We start from the raw sequence: 24,107 nt of genomic DNA, 5'->3' as shown, positions 1-24,107 counted from the left end.
ATATCTCCTTAGCCGATGAAGAAAGGCCACACCGGGAACTGCAGCTTGAGCAGGACGACAAAGGCGAGGTAGCTGCCGATGGCCAACACGGTCGCAAGGATGAAGGTGTTTTTCACTTTCCAGCCGTCTTCGGCCATGCTGGAAATAAAGGTCAGCGCGTAGATGGCCACGATCATGCCCATGGGGGGCAGCTTGATGCTGGGCAGGCCGCCCAGCAGCACGCCGAAGATCAGGTTGGCCAGGATGATGTAGGCCAGCGGCTTCCAGGCCCACTTGCCGATCTTGTCGCCGCCGACGGCTTCCACCACCAGCGCCTTGAAGGTGATGGCCGCGCCCAGGATGGCCATCAGCACGCCCAGCATCAGCGGGAAGTAGCCGGGGCCCATGCGGGCGCCTTCGCCCACGTTATAGGTCGTAGCCCCCCATGCGAACGCCACGCCGACGCCCATGAACATGAGGCCGGAGAAAAAGTCTTTTTGACTCTTGATATTCACGGCTGTCTCCTCAATACATACATAAAAGTAAAAGAAAGAATCGCTGGATTGTGCATTCAATCCCCCTGCCCCGACATGTGGCTTTCACTTACCTTTCGTTTATCTTTGGCTTACCCCTCACTTACAGGAAGGCCGGGCGCCGTGAAAAGCCGTGAAAACCCTCGGTATCGCCCTCTCCAACATGGGTTTACGGCCGAAACACGGGCCTTGTTAAGGCCGCGGGTTCGCCCTCAAGACAAGGGCGGCGTGGAGGCCAGGATTTCCTCGATGGTGGTCAGGCCCTCGGCCACTTTCAGCGCGCCGGCCAGCCGAAGCGGGCGCATACCTTCGCTGACCGCCTGGCGCCGCAGCGCGTCGATATTCGGCTCCTTGGAGACCTTTTCCTTGAAGCCCTCGGTGACCGTGAGTAATTCATACAGCCCCATGCGCCCGCGGAAACCCGTCATGCGGCAATCCACACAGCCCACCGGTTTGTAGGGCCGGTAGCCGCCGCTGATCTGCCAGGGCTTGACCAGCTCGGCCAGGGTTTCGCGCGCGGCGTCCTCGTCGGGCTCGCGGCAGCTGGGGCACAGGGTGCGCACCAGCCGCTGGGCCAGCACGCCCAGCATGGTGGCGTTAATCAGGTAGGACGGCACGCCCAGCTCCATCATGCGCGAGACCGCCGAGGGCGCGTCGTTGGTGTGCAGCGTGCTGAACACCAGGTGGCCCGTGAGCGCCGCCTGCACCGCCATCTCGGCGGTCTGCAGGTCGCGGATTTCGCCCACCATGATGATGTCCGGGTCCTGCCGCATCAGCGCGCGCAGGCCTTCAGGAAAATCAAAGTCCAGGTGCGCCTGCACCTGCGTCTGGTTGAAGGAGGCCTCAATCATTTCGATCGGGTCTTCGATCGTGCTGACGTTGACCTCCTCGGTGGCCAACCGCTTGAGCGTGGAATACAAGGTGGTGGTCTTGCCGGATCCGGTCGGCCCGGTGACCAGGATGATGCCGTGGGGCCGCTTGACCAGCGCCTCCCAGCGGTCGCCGTCATGCTGCGAAAAGCCCAGCGCGTCCAGGTTCTTGACCGTGGTGTCCGGGTCGAAAATCCGCATCACCATTTTTTCGCCGAAGGCCGTGGGCAGCGTCGACAGCCGCATTTCGATCTCGTCGCCGCGCGGGTTGCGTGTCTTGATGCGGCCGTCCTGCGGGCGGCGCTTTTCCACCACGTCCATGCGGCCCAGCAGCTTGATGCGCGCCGTCATCGCGTTGTGCACGCCCATGGGCAGCTGGTACACCGGGTGCAGCACACCGTCGATGCGGAAACGGATCACGCCCTGCTCGCGGCGCGGCTCCAGGTGGATGTCGCTGGCGCGCTGGTCGAAAGCGTATTGCCAGAGCCAGTCCACCACCTGCACCACGCCCTGGTCGTTGGCGTCCAACTGCTTGTTGCTCTTGTTGAGCTCCACCAGCTGCTCAAAACTCGCCGAGCCCGAGGCGCTGCCCGACTTGACCGCGGCCTTGACCGATTTGGCCAGCGCGAAAAACTCGGCCGTGAACTTGGTGATGTCCAGCGGGCTGGAAACCACCAGGCGCACGCTGCGCTTGGCCTGGCGCTCGACTTCCTGCACCCAGTCGGTGATGAAGGGCTCGGAGGTGGCGATCACCACCTCGCTGGGCGTGACCTGCACCGGCAGCACCTTGTGGCGCTCGGCATACATGGCCGACATGGTGTCCGCCACCTTGCCCACGTCGACCTTGAGCGGGTCTATGCGCAGGTAGCCAAGGCCCGCCCGGCCGGCCAGCCACTGCGACATGGTTTCGATGTCCAGCGGCTTGCCGTCGGCCAGCCGCGTCATGCCCACGCTGGCCAGCCGCATCAGCGGCGGCTGCGCGCTCTGCACCTGCGAGCAGCGCGCGATGGTGCGCTGCGCCTCGGTGGCGCTGATCACGCCGTCCTCGCCCAGCCACTCCACCAGGATGCGCCAGTCCAGCGGGCCGGCGTGGCCTTTTTTAGCATGCGCATCACGATGGGGCTTGGGATGGGTCACGGCGCTCATGGGTGGCACTGTACCCCATCCATCCGGGCTTTTGTTACCCGCCTCAAGCCACCGGCTTGAACAGCCGCAGCCACTTTTTGGCCGGCAGGTCCCAGCGCGATTCGATCACGCCGGCCTGCAGCAAGAGCGCGGCGCGCTCGGGCCGCGTGGGCTCCTGTTGGGCCAGCACCACGGTGTTGCCTTCGCGCGTCGGCGTGAAGGCCCAGACCGCCTCGGGGCCGAAGGCCTCGGCGATCTTGCTCAGCGACTGCACATAGCTGGAATCGCGGCCGAACAGGTTCACCGTCATCACGCCGTTCTCGGCCAGCAGGCCGCGGCAGTCTTCATAAAAATCGGCGCTGTCCAGCACCGGCGCGGCCGCCTCATGGTCGTAGAGGTCCACATGCAGCAAGTCCACCGTGCCCTGGTGTGCCGGCTTTTTGATCTCGGCCGCGGCATCGGCCTCGATCACGTGCAGCCGCAGGTCGTCGCGCGGCAGCTTGAACCAGACCCGGCAGGCCGTGACCACCTGCGGGTTGATTTCAATCGCCGTGGTCTTCATGCGCAGCTTTTTGTAGCAGAACTTGGTCAGCGCGGCCGAGCCCAGGCCCAGCTGCATGGCGTGCTTTTTGGGCACGGCCGCGGCGTCCATGAACAGCAGGCCCGCCATCATGCGCTGCACATACTCCAGCTCGATGTCATAGGGCGCGTCGCGCAGCATGGAGCCCTGCACCCATTCAGTGCCCAGGTGCAGAAAGCGCACATCGCCGTAATCCGAGAAATTGACCTCGGGTAACTCAAGTTCCGTGTTCTCTTTGGCCGCTTCTTTTCTTTGCATCAAACCAGTCCGTGTTTTTCAAAAACTTCCCGCCAAGCCGCGAGTTTGCGCTCAAAACTCCAGGAGGCATTCGCCGGGCTGGTCGAGGGCAATTTATAAACCGGCAGGCCCAGCGCCAAGGTGTGCCTGGAATGCTTGAAGCTTTCCCCGCCGTTGTGGGCAATCGCTTCCAGCGCCGGGCACAGCCGGCGCAGGCCTGCCAGGTCGTTGACCTCGGCATTGCGGATCGCGCTGTCCAGGCTGCCTTCGCGCTCGCAGGCCGCGTACACATCCCACAGGCCCAAGCCCTTGGACAGCAGCCACTCGCCGCGCGCCCGGTACGCATCCGGGCCGGTGTCCACCGGGCCGGGCGGCCACAGCGCCTTGAGGATTTTCCAGAAATGGTTTTGCGGGTGGCCGTAATACTGCTGCGCCGCCAGCGAGGCCGCGCCCGGAAAGCTGCCCAGCACCAGCAGCCGGGTGCGGTCCGACACCAGCGGCGCCAGGCCGGTCAGTGGCACAGCCTTCATGCGAGCAGCGCCTTGAGGCCCGGCAAGGCCTGCAGGGCATTGGCCGTGGTGGCGGCCGCCAACGCTTCCTCGCTGATGCCACGCAGCCCGGCTACCTGCTGCGCGATGCGCGGCAGCTCGCCCGGCTCGTTGCGGCCCTGCGGCTTGCCGGCCTCGCGCTCGGCCGCCGTGGTGTACACCCAGTGCGGCGGGATGTCGGGCGAATCGGTTTCCATCACCAGTGCCTGCAGCGGCAACTCCACCGCCAGGCGCCTCAACTGGCGCGCCGGCTCAAAGGTCACCGCGCCGCCAAAGCCCAGCTTGAAGCCCAGCTTGAGGAACTCGCCCGCCTGCTGGTCGCTGCCGTTAAAGGCATGGCCTATGCCCTGCCAGCCGCCCTCGGGCGCCAGCTCGCGCAAATGCTTGAGCAGCTTGTCGGCCGAGCGCCGCACATGCAGGATCACCGGCAGGCCGTGCTTGCGCGCCAGCTTGAGCTGCTCGCGGTAGAAAAACTCCTGGCGCTCGCGCATAGGGCTTTCAGTGAGCGCCGGCACAAAATAATCGAGGCCGATTTCCCCGACCGCCACCAGCCGCGGGTCGCCGCGCCTGAGGGCCAGCTCCGCGTCCAGCGCCTGCAGGTCTTCATCGCGCGCCTGCGGCACGCACAGCGGGTGTATGCCCAGCGCATAGCTGTCCGCAAACCGGTGCGCCAGCAGCCGCACCGCCTCGAAGTTAAACACCCCGACGGCCGGGATCACGCAGTGCGCCACCCCGTTCGCGGCGGCGCGCGCGCGCACCGCGTCCACGTCGGCAGCCAGTTCCCCGGCGTCCAGGTGGCAATGCGTGTCTATCCAGAAAGTCATGCGCTAAAGGGGTGCAAAGGGGGTGCGGTCAAGAGAGGGAAGCCAGGGGAAAAAGAGCCAAGCCCCTGATGAAGATGTTGACACAGAAATGAAATCGGGACACCCTATGCTTTTTTTCAGGCGGAACAGCCCCTCACGGGCCCCCGGTTTTCGCCCCGGTTTCTTTTCAGCTGATCCCCTTTCGTCAACCCGTCCCACTCGACATAACAAAGGAAAGCCAAATGAAATTATCCCGCCTGATGAGCCAGATTTTCGGCGCCGGCCTGCTCGCCTCCAGCCTCAGTGGCGCCGCCTGGGCGCAAGACCAGAAGCTGCGCTTGATCACCTGGGCCGACTATGTGCCGGCCGACGTCGTGGCGCAGTTCAAGAAGGAAACCGGCATCGACGTCGAGCTGACCCTCTCGAACAACGAAGAGATGATCTCCAAGCTGCGCGCCACCGGCGGCGCCGGCTTTGACCTGGCCCAGCCCTCGCAGGACCGCATCACCGGCCCGCAGCAGGAATTCGGCATCTACAAGCCCATGGACCTCAGCAAGATCAAGTCCGAGCTCTTTATCCCCTCCATGCTGGAGGCCACCAAAAAGAACACCACGCTGGACGGCAAGGTCTACGGCCTGCCGCACATCTGGGGCACCGACGGCCTGGTCGTCAACACCAAGCTGGCCAAGATGACGGACTACCCCGACCTCTGCAAGGCCGACGTCAAGGGCAAGACCGCCATGCGCCTCAAACGCCCCACCCTGCTGGCCTTTGCCTTCGCTTCCGGCAAGGACCCGTTTGCGCTCTACAAGGACCCGAAAGCCTACGGTGCGCTGATGGACGAAGTCGGCAAGACCATGGTCGCCTGCAAGAGCAACATCAAGTTCTACTGGGACAACAAGGACCAGCTGCTCAACGGCATGCGCGCCGGCGAGGTCGTGGGCGCCATGATGTGGGACACCGGCGGCTGGAAGCTCAACGCCGAGAAACCCGAGATCCAGTACATCGCGCCCAAGTCCGGCGCGCTGGGCTGGATAGACACCTTCGCCATCCCCGCCAAGGGCCGCAACGATGCCGCCGCCTACGCCTGGATCAACTTCAACATGCGCCCTGAAATCGCCGCCAAGGTCGCGGGCTCGGCCGGCAACTTCACCGCCTCCAAGGGTGCCGACCAGCTGGCCGACCCCAAGCTCAAGGCCCAGTTCGCCGCCAGCTTCCCCGAAGCCGCGCTGAAAAACGTCAAGTGGTATCCCGCTGTCCCAGCCGGCATCGAAGACATCGAAGGCCGCGTGCTGGACCGCATCAAGGCAGCTAATTGAGTAGCCCCCCTGAGTCGCTTCGCGCCTTCCCCCCAGGGGGACGAAAGCTGCGGCCCGGCAAAGCCGGTTCCGCGCTTTCACTGGCCTTTCGCTCTTTGTGTGCAAGCACCCGTCCGCTGGCGCGCGCGGTAGATAACTAAAGCAGGCACGTCCACCCATGCACGCGGATTTGCAAGCCGAGCACGTCGGTAAAACCTACGCCGGCCAGCCCGCCGTGAAGGATTTGTCCTTCACGGTGGAGCGCGGCAGCTTTTTCTCCATCCTCGGCCCCTCGGGCTGCGGCAAGACCACGCTGCTGCGCATGATCGCGGGCTTTCTGTCGCCCGACGCGGGCCAGATCCACATAGGCGGCAAGCCCATGAACGGCGTGCCGCCCAACCAGCGGCCGGTCAACATGGTGTTCCAGCACCTGGCGCTGTTTCCCATGATGTCGGTCGGCGAGAACGTCGGCTACGGCCTGGCGCGGCGCGGCCTGTCGCGCATCGACATCGCGGCCAAGGTGGGTGCCATGCTGGAGCGCGTGAGCCTGCCCGGCATGCAGGACAAGCGTGTGGACCAGCTCTCGGGCGGGCAGCGACAGCGCGTGGCCATCGCGCGCAGCCTGGTGCTGGAGCCCACGCTGCTGCTGCTCGACGAACCGCTGGGCGCGCTGGACCTGAAGCTGCGCGAGCACATGAAGGTCGAGCTCAAGCAGCTGCAGGCGGCCTTCGGCACCACCTTTGTCTACATCACCCACGACCAGTCCGAGGCCCTGGTGCTGTCCGACCACGTGGCCGTGATGAACGCCGGCAGCTTTGAGCAACTCGGCACGCCGCAGCAGCTGTATTACCAGCCGCAAACCCCGTTTGTGGCGGGTTTTGTGGGCGCCAACAACAAGCTCACGGGCAGCACCGGCGCCGCGGGCGCGGAAGCCGGCAGCGTGGTCAAGCTCACCAGCGGCGAGGGCCTGGCCCTGCGCGCGCGCGCCGCCGGCCGGCTGCAGCCGGGCCAGGCAGTGCAGGCCTTTGTGCGGCCCGAGGCCATCAGCCTGGCGCGCGACGCGACCGAGCTGCCGTCCAACCACACGGTGTACGCCGGCCAGGTGGAAAGCCTGCTGTTCGACGGCGCCAACTCGGCCGTGCTGCTGCGCGAAACCGCCAGCCGCACCGAGTTCCGCATCGCCCTGCCGCAGACCGGGCGCTTCGCCGACCTGCGCATAGGCGAGACCGTGGCCTTCAGCTTCGACCCCGAGCAGGCCGTCTGCTTCGGCAACGCCTGAGGCCGCCATGCAAGCCGCGGCCGTCCTGCCCTCAGCGCCTGGTTCAGGCGGCCGGGCCCAGGCCAGGCTGGTGCTGTTCCTGCTGCTGGCGCCGGCCCTGGTCTGGCTGCTGGGCCTGATCGTGCTGCCGCACATCGACCTGGCCGTGCTTTCGCTGCGCGTGCGCGTGGCCCCGCGCGAATACGCGCCCAGCCTGGCGCAGTACCGCACCTTTGTCGAGGAGCCGCTGTACTGGCACACCTTTGTGCGCACGGCGCTGATGTCCATCCTGGCCACAGCCATCACGCTGCTGCTGGCCTTCCCCATCGCCTGGACCATTGCCAAGCTGGTGCGCGGGCGCGCCAAGTCGCTGCTGCTGGTGATGTGTTTGATTCCCTTCTGGGTCAGCGAAACCGTGCGCACCCTGGGCTGGATGATTTTGCTGCGCGAATCCGGCGTGCTGCCGGCCGTGCTGGTGCAACTGGGTATCACCGATGCGCCGGTGGAGCTGCTCTACCGCGACGCCACCATCCTGGTCGGCCTGGTCTACACCTCCATGCTGTTCATGGTGGTGCCGCTGATCAGCGCGCTCGAAAGCCTGGACGACTCGCTGGTGGAAGCCGCCTACGACCTGGGCGGCAACGGCCCTTCCATCCTGTGGCAAATCGTCATCCCGCATGCCGCACCCGGCATACTGGCCGGCTGCATCGTGGTCTTTATGCTGACCCTGGGCAACTACCTCACGCCCACCCTGCTGGGCGGCAAAAACTCGCTGTGGTTCACCGAACAGATCTACACCCAGTTCATCACGCGCTTTAACTGGGAACAGGGCGCGGCCTTTGGCTTTTTGCTGCTGGGGCTATCGACCGCCATCGTCTGGCTGGGCCTGAAACTGACGGGCCAGAAGTTCGGCGAAGTCATGCGGCGTTCATGACCATGGAGCACACCGCATGATCGCCTCCCTACCCCGCCCCGCCTGGCTGCGCGCCGGCACGGTGGCTTATGCCCTGGCGTTTTTTGCCTTTTTGTTTTTGCCGCTGGGGGTGGTGGCGGTATTCGCCTTTAACGACGCGCCCTACCCGGCACCGCCCTGGCGCGGTTTCACGCTGGACTGGTTTTTCGGCGGCAAGCCCGGCCGCACCGGCCTGTTTGCCGACGGCCCGCTGCTGGCCAGCCTCTGGACCAGCGTGGTGGTGGCCGCCTGGGTCACCGTGCTGGCCGTGCTGGTCGGCACCACCAATGCCTTTTTGATCGAACGCGCCCGCTTCCCGGGCAAGCAGGCCTTGTCCTTCCTGATGCTGGCGCCGCTGGTGATCCCGGGCGTGATTTTGGGCATCTCCATCCTGGCCTTTGCCAGCCGCCTGGCGCAGCTGGCCGACAGCTGGTGGGGCCTGGAACTGGACTTTTTGCGCCCCGGCCTGCCGCTGGTGGTGATAGGCCAGTTTTCCTACATCGTCTCCATCGCCACGCTCATCATCACCGCGCGCCTGAAACGTTTTGACATCACCCTGGAAGAAGCCGCCTACAACCTGGGCGCCTCGCGCGCCGCCGTCTTCACCACCATCACCCTGCCCTACCTGAAACCCGCGCTGGTCGGCGCTGCGGCTATCTCTTTCCTGATGTCGTTTGAGAACTTCAACACCACGCTGATGCTGGTCGGCTCCGACTCTCCCCTGACCGTCATGATGTACGGCCGCATGCGCGAAGGCGCGACGCCGGCGCTCAATGCGGTCAGCCTGTTCCTGATGCTGGCCTCGGCCGCGCTGGCCCTGACGCTGCTGCGCAGTCCCCCGGACTCCCCCGGGCGCTAACAGCCGCTCACAAAACCTCCAGGTCCCCCCTCTTGCAGGGGCAGAAGTGGCCACTTTACAAAGCCCTTTCTGCGGATAGCCAAATCCCGTGCATGGTTGCGAAAATCGTGATACGGTGCATCTGTGAACAGGGGGGCGCTCGCTCCCGTACCAGCCCGGTTTTGACACTTTGACCCCAGAGGTGAACGGATGCGCAGGCCAGCCCTTTACAGCAGTTCAAACCGTCCGGCCAAGGGCGCGGGTGATGAGGGCGCGCAAGCACCCGACGAAACCAGCGCCGAGGCCATCCCCCCCACCCCACCTTCCCGCTTCCCCCGCGCCGCCCGCCTGGCCGGCTACCTGGCGCGCCACCAGCTCTACCTGCTGTGGTCCGTGGTCGGCCTGCTGGCCCTGCTGCTGGCGATCAGCTTTTCCTCGCCGCTGCGCCACCCGGCCCGCAAGCTGACCCAGGAAGACATCAACGCGGCCGTGCTCAAGACCCTGGAGACCACGGTGCTGCCCTCGCCCGGCACCAAGGCGTACGACACCATCATCCCCTCGGTGGTGCGCATCACCGGCCTGGGCAAGGACAAGGACGGCAAGGAAGATACCGAGCAGCGCAGCGTGGGCACCGGCGTGGTGATTGTCGACAAGGGCATCATCCTGACCAACCTGCATGTGGTGCAGAACGCCCAGATCATCAAGGTCACCTTTGCCGACGGGCTGGAGTCCACCGCCAGCATCACCGGCGTGCAGCCCGAGAACGACCTGGCCGTGCTGCAGGCGCACAAAATCCCCGACGACCTGATCGCCGCCACCATGCGCTCCACCGCCGACCTGGCCCCCGGCGACCAGGTCATGGCCGTGGGCTACCCCTTCGGCATAGGCCCCTCGGCCTCGCAGGGCGTCATTTCCGGCCTCAAGCGCAACTTCCGCTCGCCCGAAGGCAAGCAGATGATGAGCAACCTGATCCAGTTCGATGCCGCGGCCAACCCCGGCAACTCCGGCGGCCCGCTGGTCACCATGGACGGCGAGGTGGTCGGCATCGTCACCGCCATCTTCAATCCCAACCAGCAGCGCACCTTTGTCGGCATAGGCTTTGCGGTGCCGATTGAAAACGCCGCCTCGGCGGCCGGCATGCCGCCGTTCTGAACATCCCCGACCTCACCCATCAAGGACTGACGCATGGACCACACGACCCCAGAAAACGCCAACCACGACACCGCCCAGCTCATGGAGCAGATTCTTTACGAGGTCAAGCGTGTGGTCGTCGGCCAGGACCGCTTCCTTGAGCGTGTCATGGTCGCCATCCTGGCCCAGGGCCATCTGCTGGTCGAAGGCGTGCCGGGCCTGGCCAAGACCCTGACCATCAAGACCCTGGCCAACACCGTGCAGGGCCAGTTCAAGCGCATCCAGTTCACGCCCGACCTGGTGCCGGCCGACCTGGTGGGCACCCGCATCTACAACCAGAAAACCGGCGAGTTCAGCACCTCGCTGGGCCCGGTCTTCACCAACCTGCTGCTGGCCGATGAAATCAACCGCGCGCCCGCCAAGGTGCAAAGCGCGCTGCTGGAAGTCATGCAGGAGCGCCAGGTCACGATAGCCGGCACCACCCACAAGGTGCCCGAGCCCTTCCTGGTCATGGCCACGCAAAACCCGATAGAAACCGAAGGCACCTACCCGCTGCCCGAGGCGCAGGTGGACCGCTTCATGATGAAGGTGCTGATCGACTACCCGACCGACGAGGAAGAGTTTGTCATCGTCCAGCGCGTCACCGGCCCGGCCGTGGCCGTGAGCGCCGTCGCCACCACCGAGCAGCTCGCCGCCCTGCAGGCTGAATGCCGGCGCATTTATGTCGACCCTTCGCTGGTGCAGTACGCGGTGCGCCTGGTCTCGGCCACACGCACGCCCGTCAAGCATGGGCTCAAAGACTTGCAGCGCTTTATCACCTTCGGCGCCAGCCCGCGCGCCACCATCAACCTGACCGAAGGCGCACGCGCCCTGGCCCTGCTGCGCGGCCGCAGCTATGCCCTGCCCGAGGACATGACGGACCTGGTGCCCGATGTGTTCAGGCACCGGCTGGTGCTGTCTTATGAGGCGCTCTCTGAAGGTCTCTCGGCAGACGGCCTGATCGCAAAAATCATGGCAAAGATTCCGCCCCCAGCCAAACCACTCGAGCATGAAAAACTCGCCGCCTGAACCCGCCCAACCCGCCAGAGCCGCCGCCACAGCCGACCAGCTGCTGCGCCGGCTCGAGTGGACGGTGCTGCGCCGCCTCGACGGCCTGCTGCAGGGCGACTACCGCACCCTGCTGCGCGGCACCGGCATGGATTTGGCCGACCTGCGTGAATACCAGCACCATGACGACGTGCGCCATATCGACTGGAACGTCACCGCGCGGCTGGAGCAACCCCATGTGCGCGTCTTCACCGAAGACCGCGAGATGAGCGCCTGGTTTTTGCTGGACTTGAGCCCCTCCATGGACTTCGGCTCCAGCGAGCAGCGCAAGCGCAATGTGTCTGCCGAGTTTGTTGCCGTGCTGGCCCGCATGCTGACCCGCCACGGCAACCGCGTGGGCGCCATGCTCTATGGCTCCGGCGTCGACGCCGTGCTCCCCGCGCGCGGCGGCCGCCACCATGTGCTGCATTTGCTGCACACCCTGCAAACCCGCCCTGAAATCACCGAGCTGGGCAGCACCCGCCTGCACGAGCTGCTCGAATCCGCCGCCAACCTGCTGCGCCGGCGCTCCACCGTGTTTGTGGTGTCCGACTTCATCAGCGAACCCGGCTGGGAAAAACCTTTGGGCCAGCTGGCCCGCCGCCACGAGGTTGTGGCCGTGCGCCTGCTGGACCCGCTGGAGCTGGACCTGCCCGACCTGGGCCTGATCCCGATACGCGATGCCGAAACCGGCGAGCAGTTGCTGGTCGACACCCATGACGCGGGTTTCCGAAAACGCTTTGCGCGCATCGCGGCCCAGCGCGAGGCCGAGTTAAGGCAAGCCCTGGCGCGCGCCGGCGTCGACGCGCTGGAGCTGTCCACCGACGACGATCTCGTCGACGCCATCATGCGCTTCACCGAACTGCGCAAGCGCCGCAGCCGCAGCACCGGCGCCAGCGGCGCCGCATTGCCGGCCCACCTCAAGCGCGCTGCCTGAGCCGACCCAAGGACCTCCCATCATGAACTTCAGCGGGTTCACCTCCTTCATCGCCAAACTGCCTTGGCCGAACTTTTTGTGGCCGGAATTTCTGTGGCTGCTGCTTGTCATTCCTCTGCTGGTGCTGGTCTATATCTGGCTGCTGCGCCGCAAGAAAAAGATGGCATTGCGCTATGCCAGCCTCTCCATCGTGCGCGAAGCCATGGGCCGCGGCCAGGGCTTCAGGCGCCATGTGCCGCCGCTGCTGTTTTTGCTGTCCATCGCCGCCATGCTGGTCGCGGCCTCGCGGCCCTTTGCCGTCATCAGCCTGCCCTCACAGCGCGAAACCATCATCCTGGCCATGGACGTCTCGGGCAGCATGCGCGCCGCCGACGTGTTGCCGAACCGCCTGGTCGCCGCACAAAACGCCGCCAAGGCTTTCCTCGCCGATTTGCCGCGCAATGTGCGCGTGGGCATAGTCGCATTCGCCGGCACGGCCTCCGTCGTGCAGCAACCCACGCTGAGCCGCGAAGACCTGGTCGTCGCCATCGACAAATTCCAATTACAGCGCGGCACCGCCATCGGCAACGGCATCGTCGTCTCGCTGGCCGAACTGTTCCCCGATGCCGGCATTGATTTGGCCTCCATGCAATATGGCCGCGACAAACCGCGCGGCACCTCCATAGACCAGGCCCTCAACCCCGACAAAAACGCCGCCGCCAAAAAAGAGTTTGTCCCCGTCGCCCCCGGCTCCTACACCTCGGGCGCCATCATCCTGCTGACCGACGGCCAGCGCACCACAGGCGTGGACTCGCTGGACGCCGCCAAAGCCGCCGCCGACCGCGGCGTGCGTGTCTACACCGTGGGCGTGGGCACGGTGGATGGGGAAACGATTGGGTTTGAAGGCTGGTCCATGCGCGTCAAGCTCGACGAAGAAACCTTGAAAGGCATTGCCCGCACCACGCAGGCCGAGTACTTTTATGCGGGCACCGCGGCGGACTTGAAGAAGGTCTATGAAACGCTGAGTTCGCGCCTCGCGATTGAGAAAAAAGAAACCGAGATTTCCGGGCTGCTGGCGCTGCTGGCGGCTGCGCTGGCCTTGGTGTCGGCTAGTTTGTCGTTGCTTTGGTTTAACCGGATTCTTTGATGGCGAATGTCCCCGAATAGAGGGACAGAATCGCGGAGATATAGCCTATTCGATCAGGCCTTACCGTACCTAAAAATCCCTATAAGCACGCTGTACGCCTGGCAGGGTTTCTGGTTACTGAGTAATGGAGCCAAGCGCCGCTACCGGTGTTCGGTCGAATCCAACTGCTCAGAGGAGCTAAGGTCACACGTACCAGAACGTGAACGAGAGGTCACGCGTACTTAGAAGAAACGGGAGGCTAGGATGAAGGAGGACGAAGCAGAGATTGCCCGACAAGCGCAGTGGAAATGGCTTTTCCGGAGTCTTGATCAACTGCTAAGAGATCAGAGGCATAGTGAGGAACAGCTTAAGCAGTTGTCTGAAGCCTTCACACATTTACTCAAGAAATCTCATCAAAGTCTAGAAGACTGCGCATATCAAATTTCTGCCAGCGCTAATGTACCTAGTCTTCGCAGCGATGATTTTGGGAATAGCAAGATCATCAGCGTCAAATCAGAGTATGTTCAAGAGTTTCTTAATTTCTTGAGGGAACTCAAGGAGGGTGTTACCCAATTTGATTGGGACAAGATAGAGCGGCCCAATATTTTTATTGATTTAACCGCTGTGCATGTAGACGGTCCCGTAACTGTCCGACTCAAAGACAACTATCTTGTCACGACCCTAACGGAATTTTTGTCGCCTTTGCGCGTTGAGATTTACAGCGATGCGAATATCAGATTCAGCAATACGCAATTTCGGCGAGGACTGACTATTACTTGGATGAACGCCGGAAAGCTCACCCTATCAGATCATTTAAACAGCTACCAAGAAGAAATAGTAGTTGACGGTTCTAGGATCCAGGTAAATTCTCGAGCTGAGTCGCACAAATGCATCCTGGATTGGACTGCTAGCACCCCCTCAAGTATCGCAGCAGATGTCAGTATTGCAGGTTGCGTGATTGAGAGAATGACATTTGATCGGCGAACTTTTGAGGGAGCATTTCGGGCGATTGAGACGAAATTTCGCCGTATCGATCTGCTCTCTTGTCATTTTCAAGGCTTAGCGACATTTGGAAATTGCGAGTTCATAGAAGAGCCAATACGTTTTCTGAATTCAACGTTTTCAAAGCCCCTAATTTTTTCCAGCTCGAATTTCGAGAAAGCGCCTGATTTCCATGGCGTTAAGTTTCATCCAAACACAAGATTTAGGGCCTGTCGTTTTACAGCGGCAGGGTCTCTGTTCAAATCCAGTTGCACGCCCGCAGATGTGGCGTCCTATCGAGTACTCAAGGCGCATTTCGGTCAGCAGAAAGACTCGCGTCAAGAGATTGTGTTTTATGCGCTAGAGCAAAGATCAGAGCGATCTGTCGCAACGGGTGACCCAGTAGAAACCGCCTTGTCGTGGTTTCAAGACGCGGTTTGTGGATATGGACAAACGTTATCTAGAGCGATACTCGTGTTTATTCTTTGGAATGCAGTTTTTGGTGCCGTATTTCAAATGCTTCCTAACGCGTTCTTATCCGTCAAGTCGCAAGGTTCTATTGCAGACTATCCTGGTGTGGCACTTTCTTTGCAAAATGCATTTAATCCTCTTGCACTTTTTTCCGACAAGGGTTTGGTTGAGCTGCATTCCCTATGGATGTATTCGGCATCGTTGATCCAAGCACTCGGATCAATTGGCATCGTTGCTTTGATCATTCTGACTATTCGTGGCAAGTTCAGAAAGGGCTCCTCCTCAGAGAGCTAGCCGAAAACTCACAAGATGTTCGTAAAGATCACGGCCTGCATATTTGGCAATCATTGATTGGCCGCTTTGTCGCCCACATAAGCCCTACCCTGCTGGCTGTCAAAGCAGGAAAAATTGAGAGTGATAGATGTGGCGACATTGAGTTCCATCAGGCGTTGGGTGTGGCGGAATCAGATGTCCATTCGCGAAATTTCAAAGCGTACAGGAACCGAATTCCCGATGGATATCCTGCTGCAAATCGCAAAGCTAGTCGTCCTGTTAGCAATCGCTCTCGCCTCAGCAGTCTCCTCGGCAGACTCCTGGCACTATCCAGCTACCATCAGCAGCAATCCCGCATCACTGGCAGATTGCAGCGCGCCCCTGCTAAAGCACTCAAGGCCCCGCAACACCTGCATCGCGGCGACTGCCGGGCGGCAGGTTCTGCCAGCGCCGGTAGGCTAGCCATTCCAGACCCGGCTGCCCTCCCTCCCCCATGGCCAAGGCCACGAGGTCTGCTGCAATTGACAGGCCGTTCACGCTGTTTGCAAAGAACACGAGGCCACGGCTATGCGTGCGCGATACCACTGCGAAGGCCTTGGTGTTTCCGTTGTCGCCCCAGTGCCAAAACGCTTCGTCCCCGTTTCGTTGTTGCAGCCCCCAACCGAGGCCCCAGCTGACTTCGTCCGAAAGCGGTGTTGCCGGCCGGCCGATGCTGCTGGTAAATGGCCCCACGCGAACCTGGCTGCGCAGCATCTCCGCGGCGGTGTCCGGTTTCAATCGTTCACCGTTTAAAACCGCGACCAAGAAGCGCCCGAAATCAGCTGCCGTGGTGCTCAGGCTGGAGGCCGGGTTCGCGGACGTCCAGCGCCGCTGCCCTTGCGGCTCGCCGCGAGTGTCATGGCCGAAAACCTTGTGTTGCGCATGGCTGTCTTGCCAGAGGAAGCTGCTGTGCAGCATGCCCAGGGGTTCAAAAACCAGCCGCTTGACCGTGCGCTCGGTGCTTTCCCCGGTGATGCGTTCCACCACACGGGCAAGGTAGACAAAGCCTTCCCCTGAATAGCTGAAGCGATCACCCGGCGTGAAATGAATCGTCAAAGGTGCGCCCGCCGGCCTCCAATTCGGAAAGCCCGTGCGATGGCTCAGCACATGGCGCGCCGTCATCTGCGCAAGGCGCGGATCTTCTCCCACTTCATAGCCACCCGGGAGGTAGCGCACGAGCGGAGCGTCCAGCTCAAGCAGGCCGGCGTCCACGAGTTGCAACACCGCATAGGTGAAAACCGTTTTACTCAGTGAAGCGGCCTCGAACACGGTGTCTTCCACCACCGGTTCCCGCGTGCGCGCATTGGCCAGGCCGAAGGTACCGTGCCAGGCTAATCCTTTGTCGGTGACGAGTGCCATGGATAGCCCCGGCACCCCGGCGCTGGCCATCAGCGCCGGTGTTTGGCGTTGCAGGCGCTCGGCTGCTTCGTCCAGAGGTGGAAGTACACCCGCCTGCGCGGCGGACGCGGCAAGCGCATGGAGGGTCAAAACGACGGCGGTAGCGAGGTGGCGCATGCAAATGACTCCTGCAGAGCAACGGCCTTGACCGCAGCCCATGGCCGCAGACTCTTGGGCCGGCCCCCTGTACGGCTGCTTACCGCGAGGGAAGTCTAGCCTACCCTGCTGGACTTGGGCATGGCGAACATGTCTGGCATGGAGGCGGGACGATGTCCCAAATACCAATTGCTTCTCTTCAATCTGCGGAAATCTGCGTCATCTGCGGATTAACTCGAATTAATGTATGATGCGCATCATGCGAAACGCAAAACACCCCAAAATCAATGCCAGGACCGCCGCCAAGGAGGCCTCGCACGAACGCATCGTCTCCGTGGCCGCGCGGGCGATACGCCGCAGCGGTTATGGCGGCACGGGCGTGGCCGACATCATGAAAGAAGCCGGCCTGACCCATGGCGGGTTTTATGCGCATTTCGCCTCGCGCGAGGCCATGCTGGCCGAAGCCGCGACCCGGGCCTGTGCCGAGTCGGCCGCCCTGGTGGCGGGTGTGGTGGCCGCCACGCCGCCTGATGAGGCTTTGGCGACCATGGTGAGTGCTTACCTTTCGCCGGAGCATGTGGCCCAGGTGGAAATGGGCTGCCCGCTGGCGGCCTTAGGCTCTGAGACGCCGCGCCAGGCGCCCGAGGTGCGCCGCGCCACCACACGCCACATCAAGGAAATGATTGACCTGGTCGCGCGCCAGTCGCCCGACTGGGGCCAGCCCGGCGCCCATGAACGCGCACTGGTGACAGTGGCCACCATGGTCGGCACCCTGCTGCTGGCGCGCGCGGTCGACGAACCCGCGCTGGCGGGCAGCCTGTGCGAGGCTGCGATCAAGCAGCTGACACCCGCCCCCGTTTGATCTCCCCCTGAAGTAGGCCCACTTTTTTTCTTCACCCTTATATATGACGAACATCATGTCAAACACGCTTCACGACCCTCAAGGAACCCCATGAACACGCACAACAAGATTGCCCTGGTGACGGGCGCCTCCTCGGGCATAGGCGAAGCGACCGCGCTGCGGCTGGTGCAAGCCGGCTACAAGGTCTACGGCACCAGCCGGCGCGGCGCGCAGGCAGGCCAGGCCAAACCGTTTGAGATGCTGGCCCTGGACGTGACCCAGGATGAATCGGCTGAGGCCGCGGTGCGGACACTGATCGCGCGCGAAGGCCGCATAGACCTGCTGGTCAACAACGCGGGGTTTGGGGTCGCGCCGGCCGGCGCAGAAGAAAGCTCCATCGCGCAGGCCCAGGCGATTTTTGACACCAATTTTTTCGGGCTGGTGCGCATGACGCGGGCTGTGCTGCCGCATATGCGGCGCCAGGGCAGCGGGCGCATTCTCAACATGGGCTCGGTGTTCGGCTTTTTGCCCATGCCCTATATGGCGCTGTATGCCGCGACCAAACATGCGGTGGAAGGCTATTCCGAGTCGCTGGACCATGAGCTGCGCACACGCGGCATACGCGTGTCGGTCATAGAGCCGGCGAACACCAACACGCAGTTCGACGCCAACCTGCTGGAGCCCGACGAGAAGCTCGAGGCCTACCGCGAGGCCCGCGCGGCCGTGACGCAGAAGATGAGCGAATTTGTCGAGCAAGGCGACAGCCCCGCCGTGGTGGCCGACACCGTGCTCAAAGCCGCCCTTGCGGCCAAACCCAGGCTGCGCTACACCGCCGGCCCGCGCGCGGGCGGCCTGCAATGGCTGCGCCGCTTCGCGCCGGCCGGGCTGGTCGATGCCGGCATACGCAAAAACCTGCAGCTGGATGCGCGGGCGCTGCCACCGTCTCGCACCACCGTGCTTGAAAAGTAATCACCAAGGAAAAAAAATGAAAGCACTGACCTTCCAACGCTACGGCAAATCGCCCGATATCGGCTTCGCCGAAGTTCCCCGCCCGACGCTGAAACCCGACGAACTGCTGGTTCAGGTCCACGCCGCGGGCGTCAACCCGATCGACAACATGATCCCGACCGGGCTCTTCAAAGCTGTGGTGAAGTTTGAGCTGCCCGCCACGCTGGGCAGCGACCTGGCCGGTGTGGTGACGGAGGTCGGCAGCCGCGTGACCCGCTTCAAGCCGGGTGATGCCGTTTTCGCGAGCATCTTCGACACGGGCACAGGCGCGATTGCCGAGTTCGCGGTGGTGCCGGAAAGCGCGGCCGCGCTGAAACCGGACAACCTGGACTTTGTGCAGGCGGCGGCTATCCCGATGGTCGGGCTCACCTCGTGGCAGGCGCTGAAGGAACGCGTGAATCTCCGCGCCGGCCAGAAAGTCTTCATCCCCGCGGGCTCCGGCGGCATAGGCACGTTTGCGATCCAGCTGGCCAAGCAGATGGGCGCCAAGGTGGGCACGACCACCAGCACGGGCAATGTCGACCTGGTGCGCAGCCTGGGCGCGGACGAGGTGGTCGACTACAAGAAAGAAGAATTCGAGAACGTGCTGCGCGGCTACGACGCGGTGCTGGGCACCGTCAGGGGTGATGCGCTGGAGAAAGCCGTCGGCATCCTCAAGCCGCGGGGCACCATGGTCTCCCTGGTCGGGCCGCTGGACGCGGCATTTGCCCGCGCCCGGGGGCTGAACTTTGTCCTGGCCTTTGTGTTCGGGATGATGAGCCGCAAGATCAAGCGCCTTGCGAAAAAGCAGGACGTCACCTATTCATTCCTCTTCGCGCACCCCGATGGCGGCCAGCTTGCCCAGATCGGCGAACTCCTCAAGACGGAGCGCATCCGGCCGGTGATCGACACGGTGTTTCCCTTCGAGCAGGCCAAGGAAGCCCTGGCCTACCTGGCCCAGGGCCGCGCCAAGGGCAAGGTGGTCATCAAGCTTCGCTGAGTTTTTGTTCGTGCCGGTTCGGGTGGAAGCCGGCAGCCGGATTTGTGTGTTTCCCACTTATTATTTTTCTGGAGAAGTTTATGAAGATCAAAGATTCCGTCGTCCTCGTCACCGGTGCCAACCGCGGCATAGGCCTGGCTTTTGCGCGCGAGCTGCTGGCGCGCGGCGCGCGCAAGGTGTATGCGGCGGCGCGCGACCCGGCCACCATCACCCTGCCCGGCGTGCAGGCCCTGAAGCTTGACGTGACCAAACCTGAAGAGGTGGCGGCCGCCGCGGCGCTGGCCTCGGACGTCACGCTGGTGATCAACAATGCCGGCGTGGGCAAGCCGGGCGGTTTCCTCGCGGCCGACAGCGAAGAGACCTCGCACCGCATGCTGGAGACCAACTTCTTTGGCGTGCTGCGCATGAGCAAGGCTTTTGCGCCCGTGCTCAAGGCCAATGGCGGCGGCGGTTTGCTCAATGTGCTGTCCATCGTCTCGTGGGTGAACGGCGGTGAACTCGCGGCCTATGCGGCCAGCAAGTCCGCGGCCTGGTCGCTGACCAATTCGCTGCGCCATGAACTCGCCGCGCAAAAGACCCAGGTGCTGGGCTTGCACATGGGTTATGTGGATACCGATCTGATTCGTGATTTCGACGTGCCCAAGAGCAGCCCCGAGGACATCGTCAAACGCGCGCTGGACGGCCTGGAGGCCGGCGCCGATGAAGTGCTGGGCGATGAGATGACCCAGCAGGTCAAGCGCGGGCTGACGGCGCCCCGGCCCAGCTATTTACCGCAGCTGGGCTGAACGCCGAGCGTGAAAAAAATGGGGAGGGGCTGGACCGGCCAGCCCCGGCTTGCCGGCCGCGGCTTAGCGTTTCGGCTTGCTGACTTCGTGGCCGATCACACCGCCGACGGCGGCGCCGCCCACGGTACCCAAGGCGCTGCCGCCTGTCAGGGCCGAGCCGGCCACACCGCCGACACCGGCGCCGATCATGGTGTTGCGGTCCTGGGTCGACATGCCGCTGCAGCCCGTCAGGGCGGCCAGTGAAATCGCAGCCGCGCAAATTGCGCTGTGTTTGATGCTGATCATTTTTTATCTCCTTGAAGTGGATGAAAATTTGAAGAGCGATAAATGCCGCTTGACTGGTTACGCCATCAATCCGCCTTCACCTGAATGAACGATTCATCGTTCGTGCCTGCAAACAAGCCAGGGCGATGAACTTTTCATTGCTGGTTTATTCATGCTAGGACGCTGGCTTTTCAGGGGTGTAGGACGAAATGCCGTATCGCTGCGGACCGAGTCCGATCCGCCTGGGGGATTTCGCGCACAACTGGTGCCATGCTTTTCACCTGCGTGCGTCGGCGTCATCTGCGGACGCATTCATATCCACATTCCTAGCGCCACCTTGGCATGAAGGCAAGCCGCTTTTTTGATGGTTTTTGCAGTGTTGGAAATTGCCGACTGGCCGAACTTTGTTCTTATAAATCCTCGCCTCCCATGCGATGATCCGCGCGCTGAAAACCGTGAATCATATGTTGACGTAGTTGTTGACGTCGGGTTTCAACAACACAGGGGGTGAACATGAACAATTCTTACCGGGTGGTCTGGAGCCTGGCACATCAATCATGGGTGGCGGTGCCGGAAACGGCGACAGGCAAAGGCAAGACCTCGGTCAAGCGTCCCGGCAAGCAAGCACCCTCTTCATTCCTGGCAGCCCAGCTCTCACCCCTGGCCGCGGCGCTGTTGTTTGTTTTTGCCGGCGGCGCGCTGCAGGAAGCGCGAGCGGCCACTTACACCGCCGCTACGCAGGCCGAACTGATCACGGCCATCAACCAGGCCAATGCGGATAGTGATCCTTCATCCACCATCAACCTCACGGCCAACCTCACGATCACCACGCCCGCGCTGATCCCGGCCGTGACCAAGGCGCTGACCATTGCGCCCGGCGCTTTTACGCTGTCGACCACCGGCACCGGCAACTTCAATGCCTCGGCGCCGCTGACGATCAGCGGCCGGGTGACCAGCACCGGAGCCTTGACCAAGGACGGCGCGGGCACCACCGTGCTGACGGGCACCGGCAGCACGGTCGTCAACAACATCAACGTCACGGCGGGGGCCTTGCGTGTGGAAGGCGGCGGCCAGATCGCCTTTGGCAGCGCCGGCAGCGGCGGGCTGACCCTGAGCGGCAACAACACCAGTGCGACCATCACCGGCGCCGGCTCCCGGATGAACGTCGTCGCAGGCCAGACCACGATTGGTTCAACGGCGGGCAGCACCCTGAACATCGAGAACGGCGGCTTTTTCAACAGCGTCGGCACCTTCGTCATGGCGGGGGTGGCAGGCACCACAGGCACACTCAACGTGACGGGCGCCAATTCACGGCTGGCCATCAGCAATCCCATCAACGTCGCCAGGGGGACCGCCTTTATCAACGTCACCAACGGCGGCAGGATACAAAGCGATAGCGCGACCCTGGGCGGTACCCCGGTGGTTTCGCAGGGTGGCACAGCCACGGTACTGGTCTCGGGTGCGGGTTCGCGCTGGGACAGCATAGGCCTCTTCGTCTTGCACGGCGGTAGCTTGTCCATTCTGGATGGCGGGGTTGTCAGCGTCAGCACCCTGAATATCGCGACGGCGGCCACATCCGCCTCCAGCACGCTGGTGTCGGACGCGGGCTCCCAACTGGTCTCCACCAACAACATTGGGCTGGGAAGCTCCGGCACCGGCACGCTGACGATTGCCAACGGCGGCCAGGTCACCAGCAACGGCGGCGCCGGCATACTCAATGTCGCGCTGAATGCGGCCGGCAGGGGCACACTCAACATTGGCGGCGCCAGCGGCCAGGCCGCCACGGCGGCGGGCACGCTGAACGTGGCGACGGTGCAGTTCGGTGCGGGCACCGGCATCGTGAACTTCAACCACACCGACGCGAGCTATACCTTCAACCCGGTGATCGCCGGCAACGGCTCGGTGGTGCACAACGGCCCTGGTACCACCGTCCTGGGCGGCGCCAACACCTATACCGGCAGCACCACCATCAACGCCGGCACCTTGCGCGCCAGCGGCCTGAACCGCCTGGCCGCGGCTTCGGCCTATACCGTGGGTGCGGGCGGCACGCTGGACCTGGCCGGCTTTGGCCACACGCTGCCATCACTGAACAACAGCGGCACCGTGTCCACCGTCGGCGCAGCCCCCGGCACCAACCTGACCGTGACCGGCGCCTATGTGGGCAATGGCGGCACCCTGCGCCTGGGCACCGCGCTGGGCGCCAGCAACAGCCTGACCGACCGGCTGGTTTTGAACGGCGCGGGCGCGAGCGCCAGCGGCAACACCTTGATCCAGGTCGTCAACCTCGGCGGCCTGGGCGCGCAAACCAGCGGCAACGGCATTGAAGTGGTGACCGCGCAGGGCGGCGCGACCACCACGGCCACCGCTTTTGCGCTGAGCAACGGCCATGTGGACGCCGGCATTTATGAATACAACATTTACCGGGGCACTGCCGACCAGAACTGGTATTTGCGCTCGGCCCAAGGCGCCGTGCCCACCTACCGCGCCGAAGTGCCGCTGGTGTCGGCCCTGCCCACCCATGTGCGCCTGGCCGATACCGCGATGCTGGGCAACCGCAACCTGCGCGGCGGGGATGCCTCCGTGGGCGCCACCGACACACCGGCCATAGGCCGCAATGCCTGGGGCCGCCTGGTGTCCACCGACATCGACGTGACGCAGCCGGGTTTTGCCAACCCCAACAGCGCGGGCCGGCTTAACGGCTTCCAGAGCGGAACCGACCTTGTTGCCAACACCCGCTGGCGCGCCGGTGTGTATGTGGGCGCGCTGGACGGCAGCGTGCAGGTCAGCGGTTTTGCCCGCGGCGTGCAAGGCCCCGTGGGCAACAACAAGCTGCGCGCCCGCTACCTGGGCGGCTACGCAAGCTGGGAAAACGGCAGCGGCTTTTACGCCGACGCGGTGCTGCAGGCCGGCTACCAGGACTACACGCTGCGGCCCACGGGCAGCGCCTGGTCTTCAGCCCGAAGCAGCAGTCTGCTGGCCTCGATAGAAATCGGCCAGTCCTTTGCCATGGGCAATGGCTGGAGTGTGGAGCCGCAGCTGCAGCTGGTCCACCAGCACATCAAGCTGGACGACCTGGCCCTCTCCAACGCGGGTGTGCAGCAGGACAGCCCCGACAGCCTGACCACACGCATCGGCGTGCGCGTGAAGACCGAAACAAGCACCGACGTGGGCGTTCTCAAGCCTTATGGCCGGCTGAACTTCTACCGCGCCTCCAGCGGGCTGGACACCGCGCGCTTCGGCAGCGGCGCCGCGACCACGGACGTCAGCACCCGCAGCGGCGGCAGCTGGGCCGAAACAGCCGTGGGCGCAACCCTGGCCATCGACAAAACCTGGAGCGTGTACGGCGAAGTCGGCCGGCTGTTCAACGGCGGGGGGGACGTGGCGGTGCGCAGTGATGTGAGTGCGTCTTTGGGGGTGGTTGCGCGCTGGTAGGGGACCGGTAAACGGCCCAGGCTTCAGGAGGCAGCTTTGACTGTCAATCGTGGGCAGAGGTGGTACAGCCTGCACGCAAGCCAGGAAACGGCAACAAGGGGTGAGGCCAGGCAGGGTCAGCTGTAGCGACGCTTAAGTACAACGGATCCGTCGTTTTGCTTTCGCTAGTCTATTCTGAGAAGGCGACCGCCGCACGGCACACCTAAAATCGACTGGAGGATTTGATCGAACGCTGTCACCCCATACTCACAATCAAAGTAA

At 63.4% G+C, this 24,107-nt stretch carries 21 protein-coding genes and 1 pseudogene; 15 read left to right on the top strand and 7 right to left on the bottom strand.

All coding sequences use genetic code 11. From position 1 onward, the window contains the following. Positions 1 to 8 precede the first annotated feature (8 nt). The 5 genes from BLQ85_RS15550 to BLQ85_RS15530 form a co-directional block, all read right to left on the bottom strand. A complete protein-coding gene (locus BLQ85_RS15550) occupies positions 9 to 494 on the bottom strand; it encodes a tripartite tricarboxylate transporter TctB family protein (protein WP_074578133.1) in 486 nt (161 codons plus the stop codon). 230 nt (positions 495 to 724) lie between these two features. Continuing rightward, on the bottom strand, positions 725 to 2,527 hold the full coding sequence (locus BLQ85_RS15545) for a type IV pilus assembly ATPase TfpB (protein ID WP_074578132.1): 1,803 nt from the start codon (positions 2,525 to 2,527) through the stop codon (positions 725 to 727). A 43-nt stretch (positions 2,528 to 2,570) separates the two neighbouring features. Further along, positions 2,571 to 3,344 (bottom strand): class I SAM-dependent methyltransferase, encoded by a 774-nt coding sequence (locus BLQ85_RS15540; protein ID WP_074578131.1) that lies wholly within the window; start codon positions 3,342 to 3,344, stop codon positions 2,571 to 2,573. Next, on the bottom strand, positions 3,344 to 3,853 hold the full coding sequence (locus BLQ85_RS15535) for a DNA-deoxyinosine glycosylase (RefSeq protein WP_074578130.1): 510 nt from the start codon (positions 3,851 to 3,853) through the stop codon (positions 3,344 to 3,346). The genes BLQ85_RS15540 and BLQ85_RS15535 overlap by 1 nt, the downstream gene beginning before the upstream one ends. Continuing rightward, the gene (locus tag BLQ85_RS15530; protein WP_074578129.1) at positions 3,850 to 4,695 is read right to left on the bottom strand and encodes a TatD family hydrolase; all 846 of its coding nucleotides are present in this window, start codon (positions 4,693 to 4,695) and stop codon (positions 3,850 to 3,852) included. The genes BLQ85_RS15535 and BLQ85_RS15530 overlap by 4 nt, the downstream gene beginning before the upstream one ends. Positions 4,696 to 4,916: 221 nt before the next feature. Here BLQ85_RS15530 and BLQ85_RS15525 point away from each other — a divergent pair, with 221 nt between their 5' ends. The 10 genes and pseudogenes from BLQ85_RS15525 to BLQ85_RS24330 all read left to right on the top strand — a co-directional run. After that, the gene (locus BLQ85_RS15525) at positions 4,917 to 5,993 is read left to right on the top strand and encodes an extracellular solute-binding protein (RefSeq protein WP_074578128.1); all 1,077 of its coding nucleotides are present in this window, start codon (positions 4,917 to 4,919) and stop codon (positions 5,991 to 5,993) included. Positions 5,994 to 6,150: 157 nt separating this feature from the next. Beyond that, on the top strand, positions 6,151 to 7,251 hold the full coding sequence (locus BLQ85_RS15520; protein WP_074578127.1) for an ABC transporter ATP-binding protein: 1,101 nt from the start codon (positions 6,151 to 6,153) through the stop codon (positions 7,249 to 7,251). Positions 7,252 to 7,258: 7 nt separating this feature from the next. Then, the gene (locus BLQ85_RS15515; protein ID WP_074578126.1) at positions 7,259 to 8,164 is read left to right on the top strand and encodes an ABC transporter permease; all 906 of its coding nucleotides are present in this window, start codon (positions 7,259 to 7,261) and stop codon (positions 8,162 to 8,164) included. Between the two features lie 16 nt (positions 8,165 to 8,180). Next, entirely contained in the window at positions 8,181 to 9,041 is an 861-nt protein-coding gene (locus BLQ85_RS15510; RefSeq protein ID WP_074578125.1) for an ABC transporter permease, read from the top strand. A gap of 189 nt (positions 9,042 to 9,230) precedes the next feature. Beyond that, positions 9,231 to 10,172 (top strand): S1C family serine protease, encoded by a 942-nt coding sequence (locus tag BLQ85_RS15505; protein ID WP_074578124.1) that lies wholly within the window; start codon positions 9,231 to 9,233, stop codon positions 10,170 to 10,172. Positions 10,173 to 10,205: 33 nt separating this feature from the next. Further along, complete coding sequence (locus BLQ85_RS15500) at positions 10,206 to 11,219, top strand: AAA family ATPase (protein WP_074578123.1); 1,014 nt, start codon at positions 10,206 to 10,208, stop codon at positions 11,217 to 11,219. Next, on the top strand, positions 11,200 to 12,174 hold the full coding sequence (locus BLQ85_RS15495) for a DUF58 domain-containing protein (RefSeq protein WP_074578122.1): 975 nt from the start codon (positions 11,200 to 11,202) through the stop codon (positions 12,172 to 12,174). The genes BLQ85_RS15500 and BLQ85_RS15495 overlap by 20 nt, the downstream gene beginning before the upstream one ends. 22 nt (positions 12,175 to 12,196) lie before the next feature. Further along, positions 12,197 to 13,300, top strand: a complete 1,104-nt coding sequence (locus BLQ85_RS15490; RefSeq protein ID WP_074578121.1) for a VWA domain-containing protein — start codon at positions 12,197 to 12,199, stop codon at positions 13,298 to 13,300. Positions 13,301 to 13,543: 243 nt separating this feature from the next. After that, positions 13,544 to 15,025: a pentapeptide repeat-containing protein gene (locus tag BLQ85_RS24335; protein ID WP_139201008.1), complete on the top strand. Its 1,482-nt coding sequence runs from the start codon at positions 13,544 to 13,546 to the stop codon at positions 15,023 to 15,025. A gap of 120 nt (positions 15,026 to 15,145) precedes the next feature. Continuing rightward, positions 15,146 to 15,232, top strand: a pseudogene (locus tag BLQ85_RS24330) (XRE family transcriptional regulator); the annotation flags it as partial. 165 nt (positions 15,233 to 15,397) lie between these two features. Here BLQ85_RS24330 and BLQ85_RS15485 read toward each other — a convergent pair. Continuing rightward, positions 15,398 to 16,558 carry a serine hydrolase domain-containing protein gene (locus BLQ85_RS15485; RefSeq protein WP_074578120.1) on the bottom strand — a complete coding sequence of 387 codons (1,161 nt, stop codon included), beginning with the start codon at positions 16,556 to 16,558 and terminating at the stop codon, positions 15,398 to 15,400. 226 nt (positions 16,559 to 16,784) lie between these two features. Here BLQ85_RS15485 and BLQ85_RS15480 point away from each other — a divergent pair, with 226 nt between their 5' ends. From BLQ85_RS15480 to BLQ85_RS15465, 4 genes are all read left to right on the top strand, one after another. Continuing rightward, positions 16,785 to 17,399, top strand: coding sequence for a TetR/AcrR family transcriptional regulator (locus tag BLQ85_RS15480; RefSeq protein WP_074578119.1), 615 nt, complete (start codon positions 16,785 to 16,787; stop codon positions 17,397 to 17,399). Positions 17,400 to 17,489: 90 nt separating this feature from the next. Continuing rightward, on the top strand, positions 17,490 to 18,347 hold the full coding sequence (locus BLQ85_RS15475; protein ID WP_074578118.1) for an oxidoreductase: 858 nt from the start codon (positions 17,490 to 17,492) through the stop codon (positions 18,345 to 18,347). A gap of 16 nt (positions 18,348 to 18,363) precedes the next feature. Further along, entirely contained in the window at positions 18,364 to 19,365 is a 1,002-nt protein-coding gene (locus BLQ85_RS15470; protein ID WP_074578117.1) for an NADP-dependent oxidoreductase, read from the top strand. An 80-nt stretch (positions 19,366 to 19,445) separates the two neighbouring features. After that, positions 19,446 to 20,150, top strand: a complete 705-nt coding sequence (locus BLQ85_RS15465) for an SDR family oxidoreductase (protein ID WP_074578116.1) — start codon at positions 19,446 to 19,448, stop codon at positions 20,148 to 20,150. Between the two features lie 63 nt (positions 20,151 to 20,213). Here the strand turns inward: BLQ85_RS15465 and BLQ85_RS15460 are convergent, their stop codons facing one another. Next, positions 20,214 to 20,435 (bottom strand): glycine zipper 2TM domain-containing protein, encoded by a 222-nt coding sequence (locus BLQ85_RS15460; RefSeq protein ID WP_074578115.1) that lies wholly within the window; start codon positions 20,433 to 20,435, stop codon positions 20,214 to 20,216. Positions 20,436 to 20,927: 492 nt separating this feature from the next. On the opposite strand from BLQ85_RS15460, the gene BLQ85_RS15455 reads away from it, so the two are divergent. After that, on the top strand, positions 20,928 to 23,846 hold the full coding sequence (locus tag BLQ85_RS15455) for an autotransporter outer membrane beta-barrel domain-containing protein (protein ID WP_074578114.1): 2,919 nt from the start codon (positions 20,928 to 20,930) through the stop codon (positions 23,844 to 23,846). The last annotated feature ends 261 nt before the right edge of the window (positions 23,847 to 24,107 follow it).

It is taken from the genome of Polaromonas sp. JS666, from assembly GCF_900103405.1.
Lineage (GTDB): Bacteria > Pseudomonadota > Gammaproteobacteria > Burkholderiales > Burkholderiaceae_C > Polaromonas.
Note: the sequence above shows the minus strand (reverse complement) of the source record. Positions and strands in the feature narration are given on the sequence as shown.